General features: G+C 70.7%; 28 protein-coding genes. 15 read left to right on the plus strand and 13 right to left on the minus strand.

What is annotated here, in order from left to right:
- The first annotated feature begins 43 nt into the window (after positions 1-43).
- Positions 44-694, plus strand: coding sequence for a PadR family transcriptional regulator (locus OG349_RS30480; RefSeq protein ID WP_327237629.1), 651 nt, complete (start codon positions 44-46; stop codon positions 692-694).
- 86 nt (positions 695-780) lie between these two features.
- Here OG349_RS30480 and OG349_RS30485 read toward each other — a convergent pair whose 3' ends face one another.
- Positions 781-975, minus strand: a complete 195-nt coding sequence (locus OG349_RS30485; RefSeq protein ID WP_327237630.1) for a hypothetical protein — start codon at positions 973-975, stop codon at positions 781-783.
- Between the two features lie 290 nt (positions 976-1,265).
- On the opposite strand from OG349_RS30485, the gene OG349_RS30490 reads away from it, so the two are divergent.
- The gene (locus tag OG349_RS30490; protein ID WP_327237631.1) at positions 1,266-1,799 is read left to right on the plus strand and encodes a Clp protease N-terminal domain-containing protein; all 534 of its coding nucleotides are present in this window, start codon (positions 1,266-1,268) and stop codon (positions 1,797-1,799) included.
- Between the two features lie 40 nt (positions 1,800-1,839).
- Positions 1,840-2,868, plus strand: a complete 1,029-nt coding sequence (locus OG349_RS30495) for an EamA family transporter (RefSeq protein ID WP_327237632.1) — start codon at positions 1,840-1,842, stop codon at positions 2,866-2,868.
- A 15-nt stretch (positions 2,869-2,883) separates the two neighbouring features.
- On the opposite strand, the gene OG349_RS30500 is transcribed toward OG349_RS30495, so the two are convergent.
- On the minus strand, positions 2,884-3,576 hold the full coding sequence (locus OG349_RS30500; RefSeq protein ID WP_327237633.1) for a pyridoxamine 5'-phosphate oxidase family protein: 693 nt from the start codon (positions 3,574-3,576) through the stop codon (positions 2,884-2,886).
- Between the two features lie 36 nt (positions 3,577-3,612).
- Between OG349_RS30500 and OG349_RS30505 the strand changes: the two genes are divergently transcribed.
- A complete protein-coding gene (locus tag OG349_RS30505) occupies positions 3,613-4,944 on the plus strand; it encodes an aminotransferase class I/II-fold pyridoxal phosphate-dependent enzyme (protein ID WP_327237634.1) in 1,332 nt (443 codons plus the stop codon).
- Here the strand turns inward: OG349_RS30505 and OG349_RS30510 are convergent.
- A complete protein-coding gene (locus tag OG349_RS30510) occupies positions 4,935-6,023 on the minus strand; it encodes a DMT family transporter (protein ID WP_327237635.1) in 1,089 nt (362 codons plus the stop codon). The two genes, OG349_RS30505 and OG349_RS30510, sit on opposite strands and share 10 nt — an antisense overlap.
- Before the next feature lie 74 nt (positions 6,024-6,097).
- Between OG349_RS30510 and OG349_RS30515 the strand changes: the two genes are divergently transcribed.
- On the plus strand, positions 6,098-7,003 hold the full coding sequence (locus OG349_RS30515) for a LysR family transcriptional regulator (RefSeq protein ID WP_327237636.1): 906 nt from the start codon (positions 6,098-6,100) through the stop codon (positions 7,001-7,003).
- Positions 7,004-7,043: 40 nt separating this feature from the next.
- On the opposite strand, the gene OG349_RS30520 is transcribed toward OG349_RS30515, so the two are convergent.
- Positions 7,044-7,493, minus strand: coding sequence for a Rieske (2Fe-2S) protein (locus tag OG349_RS30520; protein ID WP_327237637.1), 450 nt, complete (start codon positions 7,491-7,493; stop codon positions 7,044-7,046).
- A gap of 323 nt (positions 7,494-7,816) precedes the next feature.
- On the opposite strand from OG349_RS30520, the gene OG349_RS30525 reads away from it, so the two are divergent.
- Positions 7,817-8,632, plus strand: coding sequence for a class E sortase (locus OG349_RS30525; RefSeq protein WP_327237638.1), 816 nt, complete (start codon positions 7,817-7,819; stop codon positions 8,630-8,632).
- Positions 8,633-8,726: 94 nt separating this feature from the next.
- Positions 8,727-8,897 (plus strand): hydrophobic protein, encoded by a 171-nt coding sequence (locus tag OG349_RS30530; protein ID WP_327237639.1) that lies wholly within the window; start codon positions 8,727-8,729, stop codon positions 8,895-8,897.
- A 254-nt stretch (positions 8,898-9,151) separates the two neighbouring features.
- On the opposite strand, the gene OG349_RS30535 is transcribed toward OG349_RS30530, so the two are convergent.
- The gene (locus OG349_RS30535) at positions 9,152-10,510 is read right to left on the minus strand and encodes a S28 family serine protease (RefSeq protein WP_327237640.1); all 1,359 of its coding nucleotides are present in this window, start codon (positions 10,508-10,510) and stop codon (positions 9,152-9,154) included.
- Positions 10,511-10,745: 235 nt separating this feature from the next.
- Between OG349_RS30535 and OG349_RS30540 the strand changes: the two genes are divergently transcribed.
- The 7 genes from OG349_RS30540 to OG349_RS30570 all read left to right on the plus strand — a co-directional run bounded on the left by OG349_RS30540 (position 10,746) and on the right by OG349_RS30570 (position 17,139).
- Positions 10,746-11,603: a HipA family kinase gene (locus tag OG349_RS30540; RefSeq protein WP_327237641.1), complete on the plus strand. Its 858-nt coding sequence runs from the start codon at positions 10,746-10,748 to the stop codon at positions 11,601-11,603.
- Positions 11,600-11,983 (plus strand): DUF3037 domain-containing protein, encoded by a 384-nt coding sequence (locus OG349_RS30545; RefSeq protein ID WP_327237642.1) that lies wholly within the window; start codon positions 11,600-11,602, stop codon positions 11,981-11,983. Before OG349_RS30540 ends, OG349_RS30545 begins: the two co-directional genes overlap by 4 nt.
- Before the next feature lie 265 nt (positions 11,984-12,248).
- Positions 12,249-13,010, plus strand: a complete 762-nt coding sequence (gene fabG, locus OG349_RS30550; protein WP_327237643.1) for a 3-oxoacyl-ACP reductase FabG — start codon at positions 12,249-12,251, stop codon at positions 13,008-13,010.
- A 91-nt stretch (positions 13,011-13,101) separates the two neighbouring features.
- Positions 13,102-13,908: an SDR family oxidoreductase gene (locus tag OG349_RS30555; RefSeq protein ID WP_327237644.1), complete on the plus strand. Its 807-nt coding sequence runs from the start codon at positions 13,102-13,104 to the stop codon at positions 13,906-13,908.
- A 135-nt stretch (positions 13,909-14,043) separates the two neighbouring features.
- Positions 14,044-15,651, plus strand: a complete 1,608-nt coding sequence (locus OG349_RS30560; RefSeq protein WP_327237645.1) for an ABC transporter substrate-binding protein — start codon at positions 14,044-14,046, stop codon at positions 15,649-15,651.
- A 90-nt stretch (positions 15,652-15,741) separates the two neighbouring features.
- On the plus strand, positions 15,742-16,425 hold the full coding sequence (locus tag OG349_RS30565; protein WP_161308472.1) for a uracil-DNA glycosylase: 684 nt from the start codon (positions 15,742-15,744) through the stop codon (positions 16,423-16,425).
- 201 nt (positions 16,426-16,626) lie between these two features.
- Positions 16,627-17,139, plus strand: coding sequence for a hypothetical protein (locus OG349_RS30570; RefSeq protein WP_327237646.1), 513 nt, complete (start codon positions 16,627-16,629; stop codon positions 17,137-17,139).
- On the opposite strand, the gene OG349_RS30575 is transcribed toward OG349_RS30570, so the two are convergent.
- Positions 17,127-17,558 (minus strand): hypothetical protein, encoded by a 432-nt coding sequence (locus OG349_RS30575; RefSeq protein ID WP_327237647.1) that lies wholly within the window; start codon positions 17,556-17,558, stop codon positions 17,127-17,129. The genes OG349_RS30570 and OG349_RS30575 overlap by 13 nt on opposite strands.
- A gap of 195 nt (positions 17,559-17,753) precedes the next feature.
- The gene (locus OG349_RS30580) at positions 17,754-18,272 is read right to left on the minus strand and encodes a DinB family protein (RefSeq protein ID WP_327237648.1); all 519 of its coding nucleotides are present in this window, start codon (positions 18,270-18,272) and stop codon (positions 17,754-17,756) included.
- A gap of 125 nt (positions 18,273-18,397) precedes the next feature.
- Between OG349_RS30580 and OG349_RS30585 the strand changes: the two genes are divergently transcribed.
- Entirely contained in the window at positions 18,398-19,303 is a 906-nt protein-coding gene (locus OG349_RS30585; RefSeq protein ID WP_327237649.1) for a Gfo/Idh/MocA family protein, read from the plus strand.
- Here the strand turns inward: OG349_RS30585 and lnt are convergent.
- The 6 genes from lnt to OG349_RS30615 all read right to left on the minus strand — a co-directional run bounded on the left by lnt (position 19,227) and on the right by OG349_RS30615 (position 23,979).
- A complete protein-coding gene (gene lnt / locus OG349_RS30590) occupies positions 19,227-20,840 on the minus strand; it encodes an apolipoprotein N-acyltransferase (protein ID WP_327237650.1) in 1,614 nt (537 codons plus the stop codon). The two genes, OG349_RS30585 and lnt, sit on opposite strands and share 77 nt — an antisense overlap.
- A gap of 109 nt (positions 20,841-20,949) precedes the next feature.
- The gene (locus tag OG349_RS30595) at positions 20,950-21,420 is read right to left on the minus strand and encodes a nuclear transport factor 2 family protein (protein ID WP_327237651.1); all 471 of its coding nucleotides are present in this window, start codon (positions 21,418-21,420) and stop codon (positions 20,950-20,952) included.
- Between the two features lie 100 nt (positions 21,421-21,520).
- Positions 21,521-22,306, minus strand: coding sequence for a 2OG-Fe(II) oxygenase (locus tag OG349_RS30600; protein ID WP_327237652.1), 786 nt, complete (start codon positions 22,304-22,306; stop codon positions 21,521-21,523).
- The gene (locus OG349_RS30605; RefSeq protein ID WP_327237653.1) at positions 22,303-22,920 is read right to left on the minus strand and encodes a methylated-DNA--[protein]-cysteine S-methyltransferase; all 618 of its coding nucleotides are present in this window, start codon (positions 22,918-22,920) and stop codon (positions 22,303-22,305) included. The genes OG349_RS30600 and OG349_RS30605 overlap by 4 nt, the downstream gene beginning before the upstream one ends.
- Positions 22,920-23,420 (minus strand): RNA polymerase sigma factor, encoded by a 501-nt coding sequence (locus tag OG349_RS30610; RefSeq protein ID WP_327237654.1) that lies wholly within the window; start codon positions 23,418-23,420, stop codon positions 22,920-22,922. The genes OG349_RS30605 and OG349_RS30610 overlap by 1 nt, the downstream gene beginning before the upstream one ends.
- 43 nt (positions 23,421-23,463) lie before the next feature.
- Positions 23,464-23,979 carry a methylated-DNA--[protein]-cysteine S-methyltransferase gene (locus tag OG349_RS30615; protein WP_327237655.1) on the minus strand — a complete coding sequence of 172 codons (516 nt, stop codon included), beginning with the start codon at positions 23,977-23,979 and terminating at the stop codon, positions 23,464-23,466.
- Positions 23,980-24,156 lie beyond the last annotated feature (177 nt).

Consider the following 24,156-nt stretch of genomic DNA (forward strand, 5'->3'; position numbering starts at 1 on the left):
GGTATCGCGACAGATCAACGATAGGTGAAGGAGGAACGTAGAGATGCGTTCACAAGCACACGGACACGGACATGAACACGGCCATGAGCACGGACCGGGATCCGGTCACTGCGGGCCCGGCGAACGAGGCCGGGGAGGCTTCGAGGGGCGGCGCGCCGCCTTCGGACCCTTCGGCCCGCCGTTCGGCGGGGGTCCCTTCGGGGGCGGTCCCTTCGGCGGAGGCCGGGGGCGCGGTGGCGGCGGCGGCCGGGGAAGGGCGCGGCGTGGTGACGTACGCGCTTCGATCCTGGCGCTGCTGAAGGACCGGCCCATGCACGGTTACGAGATGATCCAGGAGATCGGCGAGCGCAGCGGCGGGGCCTGGCGGCCCAGCCCCGGCTCGGTGTATCCCACGCTCCAGCTTCTGGAGGACGAGGGGCACATCACCAGCCGGAGCGAGGGCGGCAAGAAGCTGTTCACACTCACGGAGAGCGGACAGGCGGAGGCCGAGACAGGCCCCGACGCTCCGTGGGAAGAGGCCGGGCGCGGGGTCGACTGGGAGACGGTCAACGAGATCCGGCAGGCCGGCTTCGGGCTGATGGAGGCGTTCGCGCAGGTCTGGAAGACCGGCACGCCCGAGCAGCGGCAGAAGGCCCTCGCGGTCACCAACGAAGCTCGCAAGAAGCTCTACCTGATCCTCGCCGATGAGGACTGACGGAGAGCCGCTGTACGGAGACGAGGCCCCGTGGTCCTGACCGCGGGGCCTCGTCGCGTACGGTCCCATGTCGTGGTCGGACGCCCTCAGATACGGTCGGCCACGCGCAGCCGCCAGAACACCGCGGAGTCGAACGCGTCCGAGGCCCGCGGATGCGGACCCTCGTCGTGGCAGTGGAACGCGGCCCAGAACACATCCCCGCGCAGCGCGTCCGGCGGGGCGTAGACCCGGTAGACGTACTGCTGTCCGTCCATCGCGAGCAGGGCGACCATCCAGTACATCCGCCTCCTCTTCTCGTATCTGTCGGACGCCCGCGCCCGCCGTCGCGGTTGCGTCCTCGGGAGGGACGCAAGGCGGCGCGCCCCGTCGGGGTGAGAAGGGTCCGATCTCATTCGTAAGGATGAGGAACCGGCCCAAGGTGCCCACCTTCCGTGGGACGCCGAGATGGCTCCCGCCGGGGATGCCTTCCCCGGGGGCCGGCTGATGAGGTGAGAGGGTGCCGAGCCCTACCCCGCGAGTGCCCCGACAACCCGTACCGACCCGTGCGGGCGTCGACCCGACCCGTGCGGGCGTGGACCCGACCCGTGCCGGCGTCGACCCGACCCGTGCGGGCGTCGACCTGGACGCCCGGCTCACCGTGGAGCTGGCGTCGGTCGTCTCGGGCGCGCGCAGAAGGGCCCACCGCGACGGTGACCCGCAGATCGACACCGCCCATCTCCTGCACTCCCTGCTGGAGACCGATCCCGGGGTACGGTCCGCCTTCGACGGCGGGCCCCGGATGGCGCGTGTGCTCGGCTATCTCGTCCAGCGCAGCATCGGGTACGGGCTGCGCTGGCAGGGGACGGTCGAGGACTCCGGCGCCGTACCGGTCCTGCGGGAGGACGCCGTGACCGGCTGGTCCCCGCCCGCCGTCGCCGCCATGAACCACGCGCTGGAGCGGGCCGCGCGGCGCGGCGAACCACGGGCCTCCGGGCTCGACCTGCTCGCCGCGCTCGCCGCGGACCGGTCGTGCAGGGCGGTCGAGGTGCTCGAACGGGCCGGGGTGGATGTGCTGTTGTTGTCGGGACGGTTGCTGGGAGCGGGCCCGCGCGCACGACAGGTGTAACAGGTGTGTAGCTCCTGACGCGACCTGTCATGATGACGCCATGCACGCGTCTCAGGGGCAGGGGAGGAGCGTCGGACTGGGCCTGGCCCTGGCGTCGGCGTTCGCGTTCGGCGGTTCCGGTGTCGCGGCCAAGCCGCTCATCGAAGCGGGGCTCGACCCCCTCCAGGTGGTCTGGCTGCGGGTCGCCGGCGCGGCCCTGCTCATGCTTCCGGTGGCCTGGCGCCACCGCGACCTGGTCCGCCGCAGGCCCGCGCTGCTCGCCGGATTCGGGCTGCTGGCCGTGGCCGGCGTCCAGGCGTTCTACTTCGCCGCGCTCTCCCGTATCCCCGTCGGTGTCGCGCTGCTCGTCGAATACCTCGCCCCCGCCCTCGTCCTGCTCTGGGTCCGCTTCGTGCAGCGGCGGCCCGTCACCCGCGCCGCCGCCGTCGGGGTCGTGCTCGCGGTGGGCGGCCTGGCCTGTGTGGTCGAGGTCTGGGCCGGGCTGAGCTTCGACCCGGTGGGGATCCTGCTCGCGCTCGCCGCGGCCTGCTGCCAGGTCGGCTACTTCGTCCTGTCGGACCAGGGGAGCGGTGACCGGGGGAGCGGTACGGAGGACCCGGCGGACACGGCGGATCCGCTGGGGGTGATCGCGTACGGACTGCTGGTCGGGACCGTGGTGCTGACCGCCGTCGGCCGGCCGTGGGAGATGGACTGGTCCCTGCTCGGCGGTACGGCGGACCTGGGCGGCACCGAGGTGTCCGCGGCGCTCCTGCTGGGCTGGATCGTGGTGATCGCGACCGTGCTCGCGTACACGACCGGTGTGGTGTCCGTACGGAAGCTCTCGCCGCAGGTGGCGGGGGTGGTCGCGTGCCTGGAGGCGGTCATCGCGACCGTTCTCGCGTGGGTGCTGCTGCGGGAACACCTTTCCGCGCCGCAGATCGCCGGCGGCGCGGTGGTGCTGGCCGGCGCCTTCATCGCGCAGTCCTCGACGCCCCGGCCGCCCTCAAGCGGCGTGGGCGCGGGGCCACTGGGCGAAGCTCCGGTGCCTGCGGGCGCCGAGGTGTTCGAGGACACGAACCGCCCGGCCTAGGTCTGTCCCACCCTCTCAGTGGGCGGCGAGGTAGCCGGGCAGGGCCACGGCCGGGTCGAGATCGTCCGACGGTACGGGAGGACCGTAACCGCGTACGACGGGGACCACCCCGCTCCAGTACGGGAGCGCCAGATCCTCGGCGTCGTCGTTGGGGCCGCCCGTACGGACCTTGGCGGAGACCTCGTCGAGGTCGAGGCGGATCACGGCGGTCGCGGCCAGTTCCCTGGCGTTGGCGGGGCGCGAGTCGGCGGCGCGGCCGGGCACCACATGGTCGACGATCGCGTCGAGAGCCGTGCGCCGCTCCTCGGGGTCGGTCACCTGGCGGGCGACGCCGTGCACCAACACGGAGCGGTAGTTGATCGAGTGGTGGAAGGCGGAGCGCGCCAGGACCAGGCCGTCGACATGCGTGACCGTCAGGCACACGGGGAGACCGGGGTCGGCGGCGCCCGCGAGCAGGAGCGGGCGCGAGCCGGTCGAGCCGTGGACGTACAGCCGCTCGTCCACCCGGCCGTAGAGCGTCGGCAGGACGACGGGCGCGCCGTCACGTACAAAACCGAGATGGCAGATGTACGTCTCGTCGAGTATGGCGTGGACCAGTTCACGGTCGTACGAGGCCCGTTCGCGGGAGCGGGTCGGGACGGTGCGTTCGGTGGGGCGGTAGGCGGCGGTGGTCTCCCGCAATGCGGCTTCCGGTGCGCTCTCCGGCATTTGCGTCCTCCATTGCACTAGTACATAGTAATCTTTGTGCTAGGAGAGTATCGGATCCAGGGTCGGCGTGCGGCGGACATCTCCGCGAGCGTGGAGCGGGCGGTCGGCTCGGGCGAGCTGGTGCCGGGCCAACTACTGCCCCCCATGCGGGAGTTGGCGACGGAGTTGGGCGTCAATCCGAACACCGTCGCCGCCGCCTACCGCACGCTGCGCGAGCGCGGGGTGATCGAGACGGCGGGCCGCAGGGGCAGCCGCGTACGGGCGCGTCCGGCCAGCACGGCGCGCGGGTCGATCCGGGTCGAGGCGCCCCCGGGCGTACGGGACGTGTCGGCGGGCAACCCCGATCCCGCCCTGCTGCCGCCGCTGCACGACGCCCTCGCCGCCGCCGCGCGGCACAACGCGGAGCGGCCCGGGATGTACGGACAGGCGTCCGTCGACGCGGAGTTCGCGCGGCTCGCCCGCGCGGGACTGGACGCCGACGGGGTCCCCGAAGGGCCGGTGGCCGTCACCTCCGGATCGCTCGACGCGATCGAGCGGGTGCTCGCCGCCCACCTCCGGCCCGGTGACGCCGTCGCCGTCGAGGACCCGGGCTGGGGGAGTCTGCTGGACCTCGTGCCGGCGCTCGGGTTGCGGCCCGTGCCGGTGGGGGTGGACGACGAAGGACCTCTGCCCGGTGATCTGGAGCGGGCGCTGCGCGACGGCGTCCGCGCGGTCGTCGTCACCGACCGCGCGCAGAATCCGACGGGCGCGGCGGTGAGCGCGGCCCGGGCGGCGCGGTTGCGCGCGGTGCTCGCCACCCGCCCCGAGGTGCTGCTGATCGAGGACGACCACGGCCACCACTTCGTGGACCTGCCCCTGCACCCGCTCGCCGGGGCCACCGACAGCTGGGCGCTGGTGCGGTCCACCGCGAAGGCGTACGGGCCGGATCTGCGTCTCGCGGTCCTGACCGGAGACGCCATGACGATCGACCGGGTGACGGGCCGTCAGCGGCTGGGCCCCGGCTGGGTCAGCCGCCTCCTCCAGCGGGCCGTCGTGGACCTCTGGACCTCGGGCGCGGTGGACGTCCCGGCGGTGTCGCGCGCGTACGGCGAACGGCGCGACGCGCTCGTACGGGCCCTGGCGGAACGGGGTGTCGAGGCCCGCGGCCGCAGCGGTATGAACGTCTGGGTGCCGGTCGCCGACGAGACGAGTGCGGTGACGGGCCTGCTGCGCGCGGGGTGGGCGGTCGCGCCGGGCGCGCGCTTCCGGGTGGCTTCGCTGTCGGCGGTACGGGTCACGGTGTCGGGGCTCACGGACGGCGACCTCCTGTCGCTCGCGGACGCGCTGGCCGTGGCGGCGGGACCGGCGCCCGCGCGCAGTTACGGCTGAGCGGGTGCGGCTGCGGGCTGTGGTGCGGTTGCCGGGCTTGTCGTGTCCGCCTCGGCCGTCCGGCCTCCGCTCCCGCCCCGCTTCCGGGACTTCCACGGCTTGCTCTGCGTCAGGGCGGCGCCGGCCAGGATGACCACCGCGCCGACGGGGGTGTTCCAGCTCAGCGGCTCGCCGAGGAGGGTGACACCCGCGGCCGTGGCGATGACCGGGATGAAGTACGTCACCATCGCGCCGATCGTCGGGCCGACCTCGTCGACCACTCCGTACTGGAGCAGGATCGCGAGGCCGGTCCCCAGCGCCCCGAGCACCACCACCGCCAGCAGCGGCCACAGCGGGAACGAGGTCGGCATGGAGGTGAACAGGGGTGTCACCACGGCGAGTTGCACGGTGGCGAGGAGCAACTGCGTTCCGGTGAGCGAGAGATTCGAGTGACTGCCGCCGGCCAGGGTGCGGCGTACGTAGATCCAGCCGACCGGGTAGCTCAGCGAGGCCAGCAGGGCCATGGCCGTACCGGTGACGTCGAGGCCGGAGAAGCCCTGCCAGGCGCCGAGGACGGTCAGCACACCGAGGAATCCGATGCCCACGCCCGCCACCCGGCGGCGTGTGGGGCGGTCCTCGGACAGGGCGACGAAGGACAGCAGCATGCCCCACAGGGGCGAGGTCGCGTTGCAGATGCCCGCGAGCGTCGAGGGGATCGTCAGCTCGGAGTACGCGAACAGCGAGAACGGCAGCGCGTTCAGGAGGAAGGCCGCGACGGCGAGATGGCCCCAGGTGCGCAGGCCCCGGGGCAGCCGCTCGCGCTTCCACGCGAGGGCGATCGCGATGACCGCCGTACCGAACAGGAGGCGGCCGAAGGTGACTTGGAATGGCGCGAAGCTGCCGGTGCCGACCTTGATGAACAGGAAGCTGAAGCCCCAGATGAGGGAGAGCGCCGCGAACCGGACGCGCCAGCCGATCACGCGGCGCACGCGCGGGGTGTCCGGGGATCCGCCGGGCCGGACCGGGGCGCTCCCCGAGGCCGGTGCGGGGGAGTGCGGGAGGGGGGCGGGGCCGGGGCGAGGCGGGGTGGCGGTGCTCATGGTCATCACCATGACCTGAACCATCTCGTAGGACAAGCGAGATTTTGTGCGTCCGATATCTTAGCATCACTTACATGTTGAATCTGGAGCGACTGCGGACCCTGGACGCGCTGGCCCGGCACGGCTCGGTGAGCGGCGCCGCCGAGGGCCTGCACGTCACCACCTCCGCCGTCTCCCAGCAGCTGGCCAAACTGGAGCGCGAGGTGGGCCAGCAGCTGCTGGCCAAGAACGGGCGGGGGGTCAGGCTCACGGACGCGGGCCGGCTGCTCGCCGACCATGCCGCGCGGATCATCTCGCAGGTCGAGGTCGCGCAGTCGGACATCGAGGCGCAGCGGGGCCGGGTGGTGGGCGACGTGCGGATCTCGGCGTTCCCGACGGCGGCGCGCGGGTTGTTCCCCGTCGCGATCCGCGCCCTGCGCGACACCCATCCGGAACTGCGTGTGATGGCGCGGGAGCTGGAGCCGGAGGCCGGTATCAGGGGAGTCCTCAGGGGTGATCTCGATCTCGCCGTGGTGCTGGACTGGAGCAACAAACGGCTGCCCGTGCCGGGCGGTCTCGCCATCGCGCATCTCCTGGACGACGCCGCCGATGTGGCGATGCCCGCCGACCACCGGCTCGCGGGCCGGTCGGAGGTGGACCTTGAGGAGTTCGCCGACGACTCCTGGGTGTCCTGGCCGGAGGGCGAATTCTGTTACGAATGGCTGATGTTCACGCTCCGCTCGAAGGGCATGGAGCCACGGATCGGCCATCTCGCGGGGGAGCACCACACCCAACTCGCCCTGATCGCGGCGGGTCTGGGCGTCTGCGTCGCACCCCGGCTGGGGCGCGGGCCGGTGCCCGGGGGCGTGGCGGTGGTCCCCGTACGGCAGAAGATGTGGCGGCACATCCACGCGGTCTGGCGCACGGACGCGGGCCGCCGCCCCTCGATCAGGGCGGCGGTGGAGGCGCTGGGGGCGGCTGCGCGGACGGTCGAGGGGTGAGGGGGCCGTATGCGTACGCGCGTCTTCAGCGCGTGCGTCGTCACGCGAGGGTGATCGAGTCTCCGGTGACCTTGATCGACGCGGCGGGCAGGGGCTGGGTCGCGGGTCCCTGCTTCACGCTGCCGTCCGTGACGCTGAACTGGCTGCCGTGGCAGGGGCAGTTGATGACGCCGTCCTTCACGGTCGTCACGGCGCATCCCTGGTGGGTGCACTTGGACGAGAAGGCCTTGAACTGTCCGGCCTCGGGCTGGGTGACCACCACTCCCTGGCCGTCGAAGATCTTTCCGCCGCCCTCGGGGATGTCGGCGGTCTTCGCGAGGACGTCGCCCGCTCCGGTGTCACCCGCTCCGGCGTCGCCGGGCTTCTGGTCGGCGGTCCCCGACGTGTCGTCCCCACACGCCACGAGTGCCGCGCTCAGTCCCGCGGCGCCCGCCGCGGCGACGATGGTCCGGCGTGTCACGATCCGTGCGGTGCCCTGCGTTCCCGTCATGCTGCGTACCTCTCTCCTGGCCGCCAGTACGTCGGCCGATCACCGGAAAGTACGGACAAACCCGTCTCCGTGTTCACGCGTGGGGTGAACTTTCCGGAATGTCCGGTGGTTGCCCTCGGATTCCTCTGTGTACCCGACTTTCCTGAGAATCCTCCGTGAGGGCGTGGTGATCGGCGATGTTCCGCGCCGCGTGGGGAGTTACTCGTTCGTGGGACGTGCTCGCGCTGTCCGCAGCGGGCCCCCGGTTGACGGCTCAGCGGCGGAGTCGGACATTTGATGAAACGCACATACGCGGCTCTCGCCGGCATCCCACCAGGAGGATCATGTACTCCACGTACCGATCCCGAGCTGTTGTCCCCGCGCTGGCCTGCGCGCTGGTCGCCGTACTCGGCGGCTCGTCCGCCGTCGGCGGGGGCGGTGCGGGCAGCGCCGCGGGTGCCCCGGCGGGGGGACCTCCGGTGGCGGTGGCGGTGACGGGCCCGACGAGTGGCGCGACGGGGACAGCCGAAACAGGGGCGGCGACCGGGACGGGGACGCCCGACGCGGTGCCCGCGAAACCGTCGCCGCACGTGCCGTCCACTCCGTCCACTCCGTCGACGCCGTCCACTCCGTCCACGCGGATCGTCAACGCCACGCTGACGATCCCGTCGATCGACATCAAGGCGCTGCGGGTGGTCCCGTACAAGGGCACGACCGACGACTGGCCCGGCACGCGGATACAGGACCGGGGCGTAGCCGCCAGTCCGTACGGCCCCGACGGGGGCGTCGGCCCCGGTCAGGTCGGCAACTACCTCGTCACGGGCCACCGCCTCTCCGCGGGCGGCCCGCTGCGCGAGGTGCCGTCGCTCAAGACCGGCGACCGCGTGTTCGTCACAGCCGAGGGGATCACCTACGAGTACAGGATCACGGAGTCCCGGATCACCTCCTTCCGCTCCGCGAGCTCACTCGCGGACCAGCGGGCGGCGGTGCCCGGCTCACCGGGCAAGCAGCCGACCAAGGCGATGATCACACTCTCCACGTGCGCGACACCGGAGGACAACGCGGCCGGGAACTTCTGGCGCGACGACAGGCACAACCCGGAACACCGCATCGACAAGGTCGGCGAACTGGTGGCGGAGAAGAAGGCAACCACGCCCTGAATCAGGTGTGACTCAGCGTGCTGTAGGAATTACATAAGATCATATGCGTGAGCGGAACCTTCCAGGGCACACGCTGTTCTGGAGGTTGATAACTATGGTTCCCCTGCTACTCGTTCTTCTGCTCGCCCTGATTCTTTTCGGTGCGGGCTTCGCACTCAAGATTCTGTGGTGGATCGCCATCATCGTCCTGGTGGTGTGGCTGCTCGGCTTCGTCGTCCGCCCCGGGGCCGCCGGCGGCAAGCGAGGACGTTGGTACCGCTGGTAGACAGAGTTTCCAACACATTCGGGTGGGGCCGGACATTCAGTCCGGCCCCACCCGAATTTCCATGTCCCGGCGCAGTTGTGAGAGCCGGATGGGAAAAGAGTCGAGAAGTGAGGTAGAGACCGGGCCGCGGAACGTCATCTCCGTGAACCGGGGCAGAGGAACCTGTGGGTGGCCGGGCGGCTGCCGTGGCGCACAGGGAACCGCGCCTCCAGCACGGCACGCCCCCGGTCACCGTCCGCGGCGCCAGGGTTCGGTCACTGCCCGGCCCACCGCCGGACCGTCGCCGTGGCGTGGGTCGCGTCCTCCGCGTCCAGGGACGCGATGCGGGCCCGGTGGTTGGTGTCCGGCGCGATGTGGATCCGCGCGTCCCGGCTGCCGGGGCCGAGGCGGAAGCGTTCGGCGGTCGCGGCGTCGTTCTCGCCGTACACGAAGAGGAGTTGACTCCCGGCCTTCCTCACCCAACGGTCGATGTCGGCCATCGCGTGCGGCTGGAAGCGCAGGGGTATCTCGCTCGACACGTACGTCCGTACCTCCTGGATGCCGGGGTGACGGAGCAGGCCGGTCAGATGCGCGGTGCTGTACTGCGGATAGCCGAGCTGGGTGCCCAGTTGGTAGAAGTACGGCGTGAGGGGCGTGAGCGTCGAGTCCGTGTAGTTGGCGAGGCCGGAGGTCCGGTCCAGCCAGGTGTAGAGCTCCTCCGTGGAGGCCGTGGGGTCCGGGACGTCGGTGCACAGCGGGTCGCCGTACTGCCAGTACATCGGTACGGCGCGCAGCACGGCGAGTTCGTACGCCCGGTCGGCGCCGCCGACGACCGTGAACGTACGCCCCTCGCCGGCCGCCCACTCCTCGTACCGCGTCACCATCTCGTCCCGCCGCAGGAGCGCCTCGCGCTGCACGGCCTCCAGCGTCGCGCGGCAGGCCGGTGTCCCCACGCTCGCGAGGAACGTGTCGTACGCGCTGTCGTCCCCGTCGTCCACATTGTTGGGCGCCGAGTAGACGACCGTACCGTTCACATCGTGGGGATAGAAGCGCCGGTGGTGGACCGAGGCCATACCGCCCTTGCTGACCCCCGTCGAGATCCACGGACCGCCGTAGAGCGGCTTGAGCGCCTCGATCAGGCGGTGGTGGTCGCTCGCCGCCTGCCAGATGTCCAGCTTCGACCAGTCCACCGGGCTCGGCCGGGACGCGCCGAAGAACCGCTGCTCGGTGACGATCTGGTTGCCGTCCACGAGCTGGGTGGGCTCGGACCGGAAGTCCGGGCTGGCGACGAGGTCGTAACCGGAGGTGTACAGCACCATGGGCTGCCGGGCGGACCTGTGCAGGAGCGTCAGCCGCTGCTCGAACGTTCCGCTCGCGGGGTGCCGGTGGTCCACGGGCTGCCGATAGGCCAGCTCGAAGAAGCGGTAGCCGGGCGCCGCGGGCTTCTCCGCTGTCACCCGCATGCCGGGAATGGCCTCGACGCGGGCGCGGACGTCTCCGTCGGGCGACCGCTCGGAGGTCGCCGCCGCTGCCGGGACCATGGTTCCCGGCAGCGGCCCGCCGATCGCCGGCACGGCCAGCAGGGCGAGGACGACGAGGGCTTCGCGGAGGGGAAGGCGGTGAGTTCTTCTCATGGGGCCAGTCAAGTCGCGGCTCTTGGAGTACGGATCCCCTCGCCGGGTGAGCGGTGTCCCCCGCGCGGGGGAGAGCGCACCGGAGTTCCCGTACGGGGCCGACCCCCGAGGGCGGCGGGAAAATCCGCGCCGCGATCACCCTCGGTTACTATGCTCACTTCATATCGGAGGCCGGACGCGGGGGCGAACCGGCATTGGTGGACAGCAAGGTTGAAGAGACGGACGGCCCGGGAAAATGCTCACAGAAGTCAACGCGACCCGCTACGTCACCCCCTTGCGGGAAGGCGGATCGCTGCCCGGGATCGTCGAGGCCGACGACCTCGGTACGTACGTCATGAAGTTCACCGGCGCGGGGCAGGGGCGCAAGACGCTGGTCGCCGAGGTCGTCTGCGGGGAGCTGGCCCGCCGGCTGGGGTTGCGCGTCCCGGAACTCGTCACCATCCAGCTCGATCCGGTCATCGGTCTCTCCGAACCGGACGAGGAGGTGCAGGACCTCCTCAAGGCGAGCGGCGGCCTGAACCTCGGGATGGACTACCTGCCCGGGTCGATTGGCTTCGACCCGCTCGCGTACGAGGTGGACGCGGCGGAGGCCGGCCGTGTGGTCTGGTTCGACGCGCTGATCAACAACGTGGACCGTTCCTGGCGCAACCCGAACCTGCTCGTCTGGCACGGCGACCTGTGGCTCATCGACCACGGCGCCACCATGATCTGGCACCACAACTGGCCCACCGCCCAGGCCTCCGCGGCCAAGCCGTACAACGCCTCGGACCACGCCCTCGCGGCCTTCGCCCCGGACATCGCGTCGGCCGCCGCTACCCTCGCCCCGCTGGTCACCGAGGAGTTGCTGGCGGCGGTGGTCGCCGACGTACCCGACGAGTGGCTGGCCGGGGAGCCCGGCTTCGACACCACCGACGCCCTGCGCCGGGCCTACGCGGAGCCGCTGCTGGCGCGCGCCGCGAGCATCCACGAGCGCATCGTCTTCGACGCGCCCGCCAGGACCAGGCCCTCCCAGGCGCCGGGCTGGCTCGCCGACCGGCTGACCCCCCGGCCCGACCGGGCGAAGAGCACGAACGACAAGGACGGCGTCAAGTGAGCAAGAGGGACGTCTACGAATACGCGCTGCTGCGTGTCGTGCCGCGCATGGAGCGCGGTGAGTGCTTCAACGCCGGAGTGCTCGTCTACTGCCGGGCCGCGTCCTACGTCGCGGCCAGGACGTACCTGGACGAGGCCAAGCTGAAGGCCCTCGACCCGGATGCCGACGTGGCGGGCGTACGGGCGGCCTTGCGCGCCGTCGAGAGCGTCTGCGGCGGCGGTACGGGAGCGGGGCAGGCGGCCGGGGACGACCCCGGGCGGCGCTTCCGGTGGCTGATCGCGCCGCGTTCGACCGTCGTACAGCCCGGACCTGTGCACACGGGGCTGACGGCCGATCCCGAGGCGGAGACGGAGCGTCTGCTGGAGCTGCTGGTGCGCTGAGGCGGGGGGCGCCGGGGGACGTGCCGCGCGGTGTGTTCCGCGATGCGAGGGCGGTGTGTCGCGTTCGCCGGTCCCCCGCGATCCTTCCGCCCCCCCCGATCGTTCTCGGCCGATCGGGCCGTCGGCGGCGTCGGGCGTTGACACCGAGTGCCGCTGCTTCTAGCGTCTCGTCTGCTGAAGCTACTAAGCGGTTGCTCAGCGATCGAGGCCGGAGAACGAGGCCGGTGATCGGGAGTCGCGGGTTCCTAGGGCGAGGAGAACATGCATGTCCACCACTGAGCAGCGCGTCGCGGTCGTGACCGGCGCGGCGCGGGGCATCGGCGCCGCCACCGCCGTACGACTGGCGGCCGAGGGCCGTGCCGTCGCCGTACTCGACCTGGACGAGGCGGCCTGCAAGGACACCGTCGAGAAGATCACCTCGGCGGGTGGCACCGCGCTCGCCGTGGGCTGCGACGTGTCCGACAGCGCGCAGGTCGAGGCGGCCGTCACACGCGTCGCCGCCGAGCTCGGCGCGCCGACGATCCTCGTCAACAACGCCGGCGTACTGCGGGACAACCTCCTCTTCAAGATGAGTGAGTCCGACTGGGACACCGTGGTGAACGTGCACCTCAAGGGCGCCTTCCTGATGGCGAAGGCCTGCCAGAAGCACATGGTCGACGCGGGCTTCGGCCGTATCGTCAGCCTCTCCTCCAGCTCCGCGCTGGGCAACCGGGGCCAGGCCAACTACGCGGCGGTCAAGGCCGGTCTCCAGGGCTTCACCAAGACCCTCGCCAAGGAACTGGGCAAGTTCGGCATCACGGCCAACGCCGTGGCCCCCGGCTTCGTCGTCACCGAGATGACGGCCCAGACAGCCGCCCGGGTCGGCATGGGCTTCGAGGACTTCCAGGCCGCCGCCGCCACTCAGATCCCGGTCCAGCGCGTCGGGACCCCGGACGACATCGCGAACGCCATCGCCTTCTTCACCGCCGAGGAGGCCGGCTTCGTCTCCGGCCAGGTGCTGTACGTGGCCGGCGGACCGCTCAACTAGCCGCCGAGGCGCCGGCATTGGCAGTCGCGCCGACGCGCCGACGCGCCGAGGCACTGAGGCATTTGACGCACCCGGGAGCAGGGATCACGGAATGACACAACAGACTCAGGACGAGCGGATACAGGACGCCCCTGCGCCCGGCGGCCGGCCTCAGGACAGCGGCAAGGTCGCGCTGGTCACGGGGGCGAGCCGTGGCATAGGTTACGGAGTCGCCGAGGCGCTCGTCGCCCGCGGCGACCGGGTGTGCATCACCGCGCGCGGCGAGGACGCCCTCAAGGAGGCCGTGGAGCGGCTCGGTTCCGACCGGGTCATCGGCGTCGCGGGCAAGGCGCACGACGAGGCGCACCAGGCGATCGCCGTCGAGCGCACGATGGAGGCCTTCGGCCGCGTCGACTTCCTCGTCAACAACGCGGGGACGAACCCGGTCTTCGGCCCGATGGCCGAGCTGGACCTGAACGTCGCCCGCAAGGTGTTCGAGACCAACGTCGTCTCGGCGCTCGGCTTCGCCCAGCTGACCTGGAAGTTCTGGCAGAAGGAGAACGGCGGCGCGATCGTGAACATCGCGTCGCTCGCCGGGATCTCCGCGTCGCCCTTCATCGGCGCGTACGGCATGAGCAAGGCGGCCATGGTCAATCTGACCCTCCAGCTGGCCCACGAGTTCGCGCCGGTGGTACGGGTCAACGCGATCGCGCCCGCGGTCGTCAAGACCCGCTTCGCGCTGGCGCTGTACGAGGGGCGCGAGGCCGAGGCCGCCGCCTCGTACCCGCTGGGCCGGCTCGGGGTGCCCGAGGACATCGGCGGGGCCGCGGCCTTCCTCACCTCGGACCAGTCGGACTGGATCACCGGCCAGACCCTGGTGGTCGACGGGGGCATCTTCCTGAACGCCGGAGTCGGCTGACACGCGCCGACATCCGCTGTCACCCCGACGGCACGCGGTGACACTCCCTGGCACGCGGTGCCGCAGAACTGCCCAAGTGCCCCATCTGATCAACATGTTGACCGGATGGGGCGTTGCGGTATGGTCTGCCGATCCATGGCTGAACTAGGAGTGTGCGCGGTGTTCAACCGGACCGGTAGACAGGCTGCCTCGGCCCTCGCGTCCTTGTCCCTGCTCACGGCATGCGGGTTACTCCCCGACGAGAACGGTGAGGACGGCCGGCGAATAATCGTCGGTACGACGAGTGAGCCGAGCACGCTCGACCCCGCCGCCTCGTGGGACAACTCGTGGGAACTGTTTCGCAATGTTTTCCAGACACTGCTGAGTTTCCCCACCAACAGTTCGTACCCCCAGCCCGACGCGGCACGGAACTGTGCCTTCACCGACCCGAGCACCAATCGGGTCTTCCGGTGCACGCTGCGTGAAGGGCTGACGTTCTCCAACGGCTACAAACTCGACGCGAAGGCCGTCAAGCACTCGTTCGACCGCATTCGCGCGATCAACGTACAAGGTGGTCCCGCGGGTCTGCTGGAGTCGCTCGACACGGTCGAGGCGACCGGCGACGACGTCGTCACCTTCCGGCTGAAGAAGCCGGACACCACCTTCCCTTTCATTCTCGCCACCCCCGCGATGTCCATCGTCGATCCCACCGAGTACCCGGCGGACAAACTGCGGGACGACGGCGAGGTGAGCGGCTCGGGGCCGTACGCGCTGACCTCGTACACCCAGGGGTCGAAGGCGGAACTCGTGCAGAACACCAAGTACAAGGGGTTCGCCGACCGCCGGAACAAAGGCGTCACCATCGAGTACTTCAAGGACTCGGGCGTCCTGTTCAGCGCCTTGAAGAAGAGGGACATCGACGTCATCTACCGGGGGCTCACCTCCCAGGACGTGGTCGAACTCGAACAGAAGAAGCCCGAGAACGAGGATCTCCAGCTTGTCGAGACGGTCGGCGCCGACATCCGCTACCTCGTGTTCAACCCCACCGACCCGGCGGTGGGCCGGCTCGCCGTACGCAAGGCGATCGCCCAGGTCGTGGACCGTGACGCGCTGGTCGCGAAGGTCTACCAGGGCACGGCGGAGCCGCTGTACTCGATGGTGCCCAAGGGCATCGCGAGCCACGCGACCAGCTTCTTCGACCAGTTCGGCGAACCCGACACGGCCAAGGCGCGGGCCCTCCTGCTGGCGGAGGGCATCACCGAGCCGGTGCCGCTGACGCTCTGGTTCACGACGGACCGCTACGGCTCCGGTACGGCAGCGGAGTTCACCGAGATCAAGAGGCAGTTGGAGGCGACGGGGCTGTTCAAGGTGGCCCTGCACGGCAAGCCCTGGAAGGACTTCCAGGCGGGGTACACGAAGGGGCGATACCCGGTCTTCGGCCGTGGCTGGTTCCCCGACTTCCCCGACCCCGACAACTTCATCGCCCCCTTCGTGGGCAAGAACAACGCGCTGAGCACGCCGTACGAGAACGACGAGATCACGCGGGAGCTGCTGCCGGAGTCGCGGAAGGTGAGCGACCGGGGCGCGGTCACGCGGCAGTTCGAGCGCGCGCAGGAGATCTTCGTCGGGGACGTGCGGCTGCTGCCGCTGTGGCAGGGGAAGTTGTACGTCGCGGCGGGGGAGGACATCGGGGGCGGGGAGCGGGCGCTCGATCCGCAGACGGTCATGCAGATGTGGGAGCTGAACCGCAAGTCGAGCTGGTGAGGCCCGCTCGGCACCGGACCGGGACGGCCGTTGTCAGTGGCCACCGGTAGGTTCGGTGCCACAAGTGATCCCTTACCGGAGGTTGTTGACGTGACCGACACCGACATGCTGCCCGAGTCCTGGCGCGGCGTCCTCGGCGACGAGCTGCAGAAGACCTACTTCAAGGAGCTCGTCGAGTTCGTCGAGGAGGAGCGGGAGAAGGGGCCGGTCTACCCTCCGCGCGACGAGGTCTTCGCCGCCCTCGACGCCACTCCGTACGACAAGGTCAAGGTGCTCGTCCTGGGCCAGGATCCGTACCACGGCGCGGGGCAGGGCCACGGCCTGTGCTTCTCCGTGCGGCCCGGGGTGAGGACCCCGCCCTCCCTGCGGAACATCTACAAGGAGATGAAGGAGGAGCTCGGCCACCCGGTGCCGGACAACGGTTATCTGATGCCGTGGGCCGAGCAGGGCGTCCTGCTGCTCAACGCCGTGCTGACCGTCCGCGAGGGCGAGGCCAACTCCCACAAGGGCAAGGGCTGGGAGAAGGTGACCGACGCGGTGATCCGCGCGGTGGCCGAGCGCCCCGACCCGGCGGTCTTCGTCCTCTGGGGGGCCTACGCGCAGAAGAAGCTGCCGCTCATCGACGAGGAGCGGCATGTGGTGGTGAAGGGCGCCCACCCGTCGCCGCTGTCGGCGAAGAAGTTCTTCGGCTCCCGTCCCTTCACGCAGATCAACGAGGCGATCGCCGCCCAGGGGCACGACCCCATCGACTGGCGCATTCCTGACCTCGGCTGACCGGCGGCGGGGCGTCCGGGCGATCCGGGGGAGCCGCGTGATCCGAGCGGCGGCGATCTGAGCGGCGCCGGTCCGAGGGGCGGTGGTCCGAGGGGCGCGGCGGACAGGCTCGGGCTCCGCACCCGAGCCTGAGGGGGATTGTCCGTCACGAGGGTTAGCGTCGGGTTCGTCGGCATTCTCGGACGGGCAGCGGAGGCGGCAGTGACGGAGCAGCGGGAGGCGTCGGGGGACACCTTCATGACCAGGATCGGGCAGGCGGTCATGCTGCTCCACGGCGGTGACCGTGAGGAGGCGCGCAACCGCTTCGGCGCCCTCTGGGCGGAGATCGGAGAGGCGGGGGACGCGCTCCACCGCTGCACGCTGGCGCACTACATGGCCGACACCCAGGACGACGCCGGCGACGAACTCGCCTGGGACCTCCGGGCCCTCACCGCTGCGGACGGGCAGGGCGGCGAGGAGTCGGACCGGCGGGTCCCTTCCGCGCCCGGGGAGGCGCGGGAGGCCTCACCGGAGATGCGTGCCTTCTACCCCACGCTCCATCTGAACCTCGCCGCCGACTACCTGAAACTGCAACGTCCCGAGGCGGCGCGGCTCCACCTGGACCGGGCCCGCGCCGCCGCGGACGCGCTGGGCGACTCGGGAGGCGACGGGTACGGCGACGGGGTGCGGGCCGGCATCGACCGCCTGGAGCGCCTGCTCGGTCAATTCCCGTAGGCGTCGTGGCAGATCCGTGCCTGGGGGCTGTCCTCGGCCCAGCTTCCGTACGTCTCGCCGAGGGCACACACCTCGCGGATGAGGGGCGCCGCGGTGGTGGGCAGGGCCCGCTGCCGCTCCACGGGCCGCTCGTGGGGCTTCGGCTTCGCGGGAGGGCCTTCCGGACGGTGGACGGCCCGGGTGTCCGGCCGGGGGCGGGCGATCCTGTCGGCGTCGGGCGAGGCGGAGGGGGCCGGCTTCCGCTCCGGTGTGGGGTGGACCGCGTCCAGTGCCTCCCGGGCCGGTGCCTGGACGATCTGCGGCTCCACCTCGGGCCGCGCCGCCGGGGTACGTGTCTCCGGGCGCGGTACTGCCGCCGTTCCCGGATCCACCGCCACACATCCCGAGACGGTCGTGACCGCCACTCCCACCATGATCATTGCCGCGCTTCTCGTTCGGTACACCCGCGCAACTCTGCTGGTCGGCGAGGTCGTTGAGCGAGCGTACGGGCGAAGATTGGCTCGTACGGGTGAGGACCGACCGCCTGTTGCCCGACAGCCGACAGCCGACAGCCGACAGCCGACAGCCCGACGCCCCGACATTCCCGGCTGCCCTGGAGCCCGACGCGCCCGCGGTCAGTCGCCCGTCGCGCCGTCGATCCGCTCGCGGAGGAGATCGGCGTGGCCGTTGTGCCGGGCGTACTCCTCGATCATGTGGGTGTAGACCCACCGGAGGTTGTACGGGTCGCCCGTGTGCCGGCTCACCCGGCCGGCCCCGAGATCGTCGAGTCCGAGCGGCGCGGCCACCTCGCGGGCGTGGGCGATCTCCGCCTGCCAGACCGCGTACGCCTCGGCATAGGTGTCGTCCTCGCCGGCATGGAAATCACCGTCCGGGTCGGCGTCGTCGAAAAAGATACCCGCCGTCTTCTCGTCGGCCATCGTGTTGCGGAACCAGCCGCGCTCGACCTCGGCCATGTGCCGTACGAGCCCGAGCAGACTCAGCTCCGAAGGGGCCACCGAGAGCTGGCGCAGCTGCGTGTCGTCCAGCCCCTCGCATTTGGTGGCCAGGGTCGCGCGGTGGTACTCCAGCCAGCCTTCGAGCATCTCTCGCTCGCCGGCGACCGTGGAGGGTTCTGAGCGTTGTGGTGTGGTCATGGCGGTCATCCTCACCCACCCCCCACCCCCACGGCCACGGGTTATCCGGCGCGACGGCCCCCGTATGCTGCCCGGACGGTGGATCAACGGTCGGACACGCGCCCAAGAAGCGCCAGGAGGTACTCGTGAAGGTCGGCTGCATCGGGCTCGGAGACATCGCGCAGAAGGCGTATCTGCCGGTGCTCACCACTCTGCCCGGGGTCGAACTGCATCTCCAGACCCGCACCCCCGCCACCCTGGCGAGGACGGCGGAGACATATCGCATCCCGGCGGCGCACTGCCACACCGACCTGGACACGCTGCTCGCGCAGGGGCTCGACGCCGCGTTCGTCCACGCCCCCACCGCCGCGCACGCCGAGATCACCACCCGGCTGCTGGAAGCGGGGGTGCCGACGTACGTCGACAAACCGATCGCCTACGAACTGGCCGACTCGCAGCGCATCGTGGAACTCGCCGAAACACGCGGCGTCAGCCTCACCGTCGGCTTCAACCGCCGCTTCGCCCCCGGCTACGCCCAGCTCCTGGAGCACCCGCGTGACCTGATCCTCCTCCAGAAGAACCGCGTCGGACTGCCCGAGGACCCCCGCACCTTCGTCCTGGACGACTTCATCCATGTCGTGGACACCCTCCGTTTCCTGGTCCCCGGACCTGTCGAACACACCGATGTACGGGCCCGGCTGCGCGACGGGCTGCTGCATCACGTCGTGCTCCAGCTCTCCGGCGACGGCTTCACCGCCATCGGCATGATGAACCGGCTGAACGGCTCCACCGAGGAGATCCTGGAGGTGTCGGGACGGGACACCAAGCGGGCCGTCCACGACCTCGGAACGATCATCGACCACAAGGGCCAGCCGAGCGTACGACGGCGCGGCGACTGGGTGCCGGTGTCCCGGCAGCGCGGCATCGAACAGTGTGTCCTGACGTTCCTCGACGCCGTACGGGACGGCAGGACCGTCAGCGCGCGGGACGCTCTGCTGAGTCATGAGCTGTGCGAGCGAGTGGTACGGCGGGCGCTGGAACAGGCCGCCTGAGCCGACGCCCGCCCCGCACCAGCCCCAGCGTCACAAGAACGCCGATCGCCGCGTACACCGCCCAGTCACCGAACCGGACATACGGAGTGGTGCCACGGGCCAGCGGGACACCGAAGACCGCGGCGGTGCTGCGCTCCGTACCGATCGATCCCCCGATCCGCTCACCCTCGGGCCCGAACACCGCGCTCACACCGGTGAGCGTGGCGTGCACCATCGGCCGGCCCGTCTCGGCCGCCCTGAGCGCCGCGAGCGAGGCGTGCTGCTCCGGTGCCCAACTCCCCTGGAAAGAAGAGGTGGACGACTGGCCCACGAGCACCTGGGCGCCGTTCTGGGCCAGGCGCCTGCTCATGTCGGGGAACGCCGTCTCGAAGCAGATCAGCGGACCGAACCGCAGCCCGCCTCCCGACGGCCCCGGCGGCAGTGTCATGACCACCTGCCGCGATCCCCGCACACGGTCCTCGCCGGCCGCCTTGCCCACCGACGTCGCCCACCCCAGCGCGGAACGGGCCGGGATGTACTCGCCGAAGGGCACCAGCCGCATCTTGTCGTAGGTGTCGCCCGTCGGTCCCTTCGGCCCGATCAGGAAACTCCGCTTGAAGATCCCGGCCCCCTCGGCCGCGCCCCTGATACGCGCGTCCACATTGACCAGCAGGTCGGCCCTGACCGTACGGGACAGCGCCGCCAGCCTCGCCACCAGATCGGGACGCCGCCCCAGATCGGCGCCGATCCCGCTCTCGCCCCACACCACCAGATCCAGGTCCTGCCCGGCGAGCGTCCGCGTCAGCGCCTCGTTGCGGGTGAACCGGCGCTCCAGGGAACCGGGTCCGGAGATGATGCCCGGCTGGACGACCGCGATCCTCGCCTGCCCCGACCGGTCGGGCCTCGGCGCCCACGTCCACGCGCTGCCCACGGCGAGCGCGCACACCACGAGCCCCACCGCCGCCACCGTCCTGGCGGCGGCCACCGCGATCAGCAGGGTGAGCGCGGTGTTCACCGCGACCACCAGAAGGCTCACCAGCCACACACCGCCCACCGAGGCGAGCCGCAGCACCGGCGCGACCTCCCACTGGCTGGCCCCGAGCAGCCCCCAGGGACCCCCCAGTCCTTCCCAGGACCTGAGCAGTTCGACCATCAGCCAGCCCGAAGGCACCACGGCGACGGCGGCCACCGCCCGCCCGGCGGACGGCACCCCGCCGAGCATCGAACGCACCAGCAGCCCCCACGGCGCCCAGAGCAGCCCGAGCAGCGCCGCCACTATCACAATGAACACATTGAGGCTCGGCATCAGCCAGTGGTGCACGAACAGCATGAAACCGAGGCCGCCCAGCCAACCGTCCACCGCCGCCCGCCGCGCCGTGGGCGCACTCCGCACCAGCAGCATCCAGGGCACCAGCGCCCCGTACGCGAACCACCAGAGCGACGGAGCCGGAAAGGCCAGGGCGGGCAGCGCGCCCGCCACGACGGCAGCCGCACCACGCCACCAGGGCGAGGCCATGCGCGGGCCGGACACCACGCGCCTGACCGCCAGGGTCTGCATACCGTGCCTCCTCATCCTGCCTGTTCAGCAGTCTCTTCCCCCGAAGCCGAGGACCGAAGCAGGCATGGCCGGGGAGCGCTGGGAGACGCCCAGGACTGGACCGGAAGGGTCAACCGGCCGCCGGCACACCGCCGGGCACATCCGCACCGCGCCGCCACTGTTCCTGGACGACGACGCGGCTCAGCCGCCAGCCCGATTCGCCCCGCAGGAGCCGGAACACGATCCGGCCGCCCGACATCACGTCCTCGCCCGATTCATGACGCAGCGGGAGGAGATAACCGGCCGTCAACTCGGCGTGATTCCCCGGATAACCGTCCGCGTCCTGAAAGCGCACACGGCGATTGACGATCAGCTGCTGCCGGACGGCGAACGGCCGCAACTCACCGGCCAGCCACTCGGCGACCTGATCCGCCGGACCTTCGCCCCCACCCGCCGCCGTGTAGTCGGCGCGGCCCTCCGGGGTGAACAGGGTCAGGAAACCCGGCCAGTCGGCATCCTCGACGGCCACCGCGTAGCTCGTGATCACTTCATCGATGGCGAGCCGGTCCAGGAGTGTCGCAAGTTCCACGCGCTGCGTCATCGCCCTAGTCTCCGGTAGCCGAGCCCCCAGGCCAAGGGCCATGGGTCCGGCGACGGAAGTCTTGATCAAGCCGTGTTGAGTGCCCGGCGGGCCGGCGTGATCAGGTGGCGTCGTGGAACACGAGCCCGAGTGTGTGGCGGCGGCCCGAACGCACGACGGACACGCCATGCCGTACGGGTGCGGCGGACCAGCCTCGCTTGGACATCACCGGCCGGTCGCGGGTGGTGAAGACCAGCCCGTGTCCCTGGGGTATGAGGGTGGCCGTCGCCCGGGACTGCGCCCGGGGTCGCTGCTCGACCATCAAGAACTCACCGCCTGAGTGGTCCTCCCCGGGTGCGTTCAGATTGACGACTACCTGGAGCGGAAAGACCTTCTCCCCGAAGACATCGCGGTGCAGCGCGTTCCAGTCCCCGGCCCCGTAGCGCAGCAGGATCGGCGAGGGCCGTTCCTGCCCCGCCCGGTGGCATATCTCCAGCCACTCCGCCAACGACTCGGGCCATTCGGCGTCCCGGCCGAGCTTGGCGTACCAGTCACGGGCTATCGGCAGCAGCCTCGGATACAACTCCTCGCGCAGCCGGCGCACCGCATCGGGGAAGGGCCGGTCGAAGTAGCGGTACTCCCCGCTGCCGAAGCGGTGGCGCCCCATGTCGATCGTGGACCGGAACAGATCGGACCGCTCGTAGAGCAGACTGAGATCCGCGCACTCGGCGGGGGTGAGCAGGTGGGGCACGAGCGCACACCCGTAACCGTTGATCTCGTCGGTGACCGCGCCCCAGTCCGCGGCGCCCACCCGCCGGGCGAACACGTCCCTCTCCGCTGCTTCCGCGGTGGCGCTTGTCGCGGCGGCTGCGCCGCCGGCTTGCTTCCTCTTCGTTGTGGTGGTCATGCTGCTGTCTCCAGGGTGAGAAGGATGTGCTTGGCGTCCACACCGCCTACGTACTGGCCGGCCGATCCGTCGGAGCGCACCACCCGGTGGCACGGCACCACAACCGGCAGGGGGTTGGTGGCGCACGCCGTGCCCACCGCCCGGACCGCTCGTGGGCTGCCCGAGGCGACGGCGACCTCGGCGTAGCTCTCGGTGTGTCCGTAGCCGATCTGGCCGAGGTGGCTGAGCACATCACGACGGAAGCCCTTGGACAGGCGCCAGTCCAGCGGCAGGTCGAACCGCTCGCGCCGGCCGGCGAAATACTCGTCGATCTGCCGACTGGCCTCGTCGAGCCGGGCGGGCGCGTGCAGAATGCGCGGCCCGATCGTCTCCGCGAGCTTCTGAAGGACCGCTGTGTGGTCCTGGACCGCGTAGGCGACCTTGACCAGCCCCTGCTCGGTGGCGGCGAGCAGGAGATTCCCGGCCGGGGTGTCCAGGGTGCGGTAGGCGATGTCGAGGATTCCCTCCTCCTCCGCCTGTGCGGCGAGCCGTGCCTCCAACCGGGTCAGCACGTTGTTGTCGTGTGACGGCAGCGCCGCGAACAAGCGCCTGGTCTCAGGGTCGGATGCGTTCATCACCTTGGGGCCACTCCCATCTCGTCGGTATCTCTTGGATAGGTGCTGCGCAGGGTCTTGATTCCGTCGGCCGCGGCCCGGCGGGCGGCGTCGGCGCTACAGCCGGTCAGTACGCCGATTTCCTTGTACGGCAGACCCGCCAGGTAGTGGTACGCCACCGCCTGGCGCTGCCGGTCGGGCAAGGCCTTGAGGGCCTGCCACAGGTCTCCGTCCCAGTCCTGCGGTCTGCCGATGGGGCTGGGACGCTCGGGCAGCTCCTCCACCGGGGCCGGCCGACGCGCGTTGGCCCTGGTGGCGTCGATCGCCTTGTGATGGGCGACGGTCACCAGCCAGGCCTCCACATTGGCCTCGGACGGCAGGTCGGGATAGGCCTTCATCGCCGCGAGAAAGGTCTCCGACCAGGCGTCCTCGGCATCGTCCGGCCCGAGGACAGCGCGGATGACGCGGAGCACCATGGGCCCGTACTCGGTCACGATCTGTTGGAAGGGTGGCTTGGTCACACCTGGTAAACGAACCGGCGGCGCCGAACGTGAGGTCGCCACGTCAGAAAAGCCGATCGGCCTTGACCGGTGCTGGCTCTTCCAGGTCCAGCAGATGCCGCTTGCGCCACAGCCCGCCCGCATAGCCCACGAGGCTGCCGTCGGCGCCCACCACGCGGTGGCAGGGCACGATCACACTGATCGGATTGCGCCCGACAGCCGCGCCCACAGCCTGTGCGAGCGCCGGATCCCCCAGCTGACGTGCGAGATCACCATAAGAACATGTCCGGCCGTAGGGGATACGAGCGAGCAGCTCCCACACACGATGCTGGAAGGCGTCCCCGGCCGGAGCCAGTGGCAGAGCGAACTCGCGCCGCTCGCCCGCGAAGTACTCATCGAGCTGACGCCTGACTTCCTCGAAGCCCGCTTCGTCGCGTACGCCGAGCGAGTCGGTCGCCGGTCCGCGGCGGTGGTCCGCGAAGTAGAGCCCTGTCAGTTTGTTGTCTTCCGCGACCACGGTGAGATCGCCGAGCGGCGACTCGATGGTCGTATGCACCCTGTGGCTGATGAGGGTCTGCATGGAGTGCTCCCTTCCCCGAACCGGTGACGACCCCGAACGGATCGCCTTTCACATCTCGTAGACGCTGGGGCGACCCGAAACGTGAGATCAGGCGGGGAAATTTCTACGCGGCGCATCGGCGGCTCACATTCCGGCTTCGGCCGACGTCTACTCGGTGAGGCGCCGCGACGGCAGCGA

The sequence above is a fragment of the Streptomyces sp. NBC_01317 genome, from assembly GCF_035961655.1.
Classification (GTDB): Bacteria; Actinomycetota; Actinomycetes; order Streptomycetales; family Streptomycetaceae; genus Streptomyces.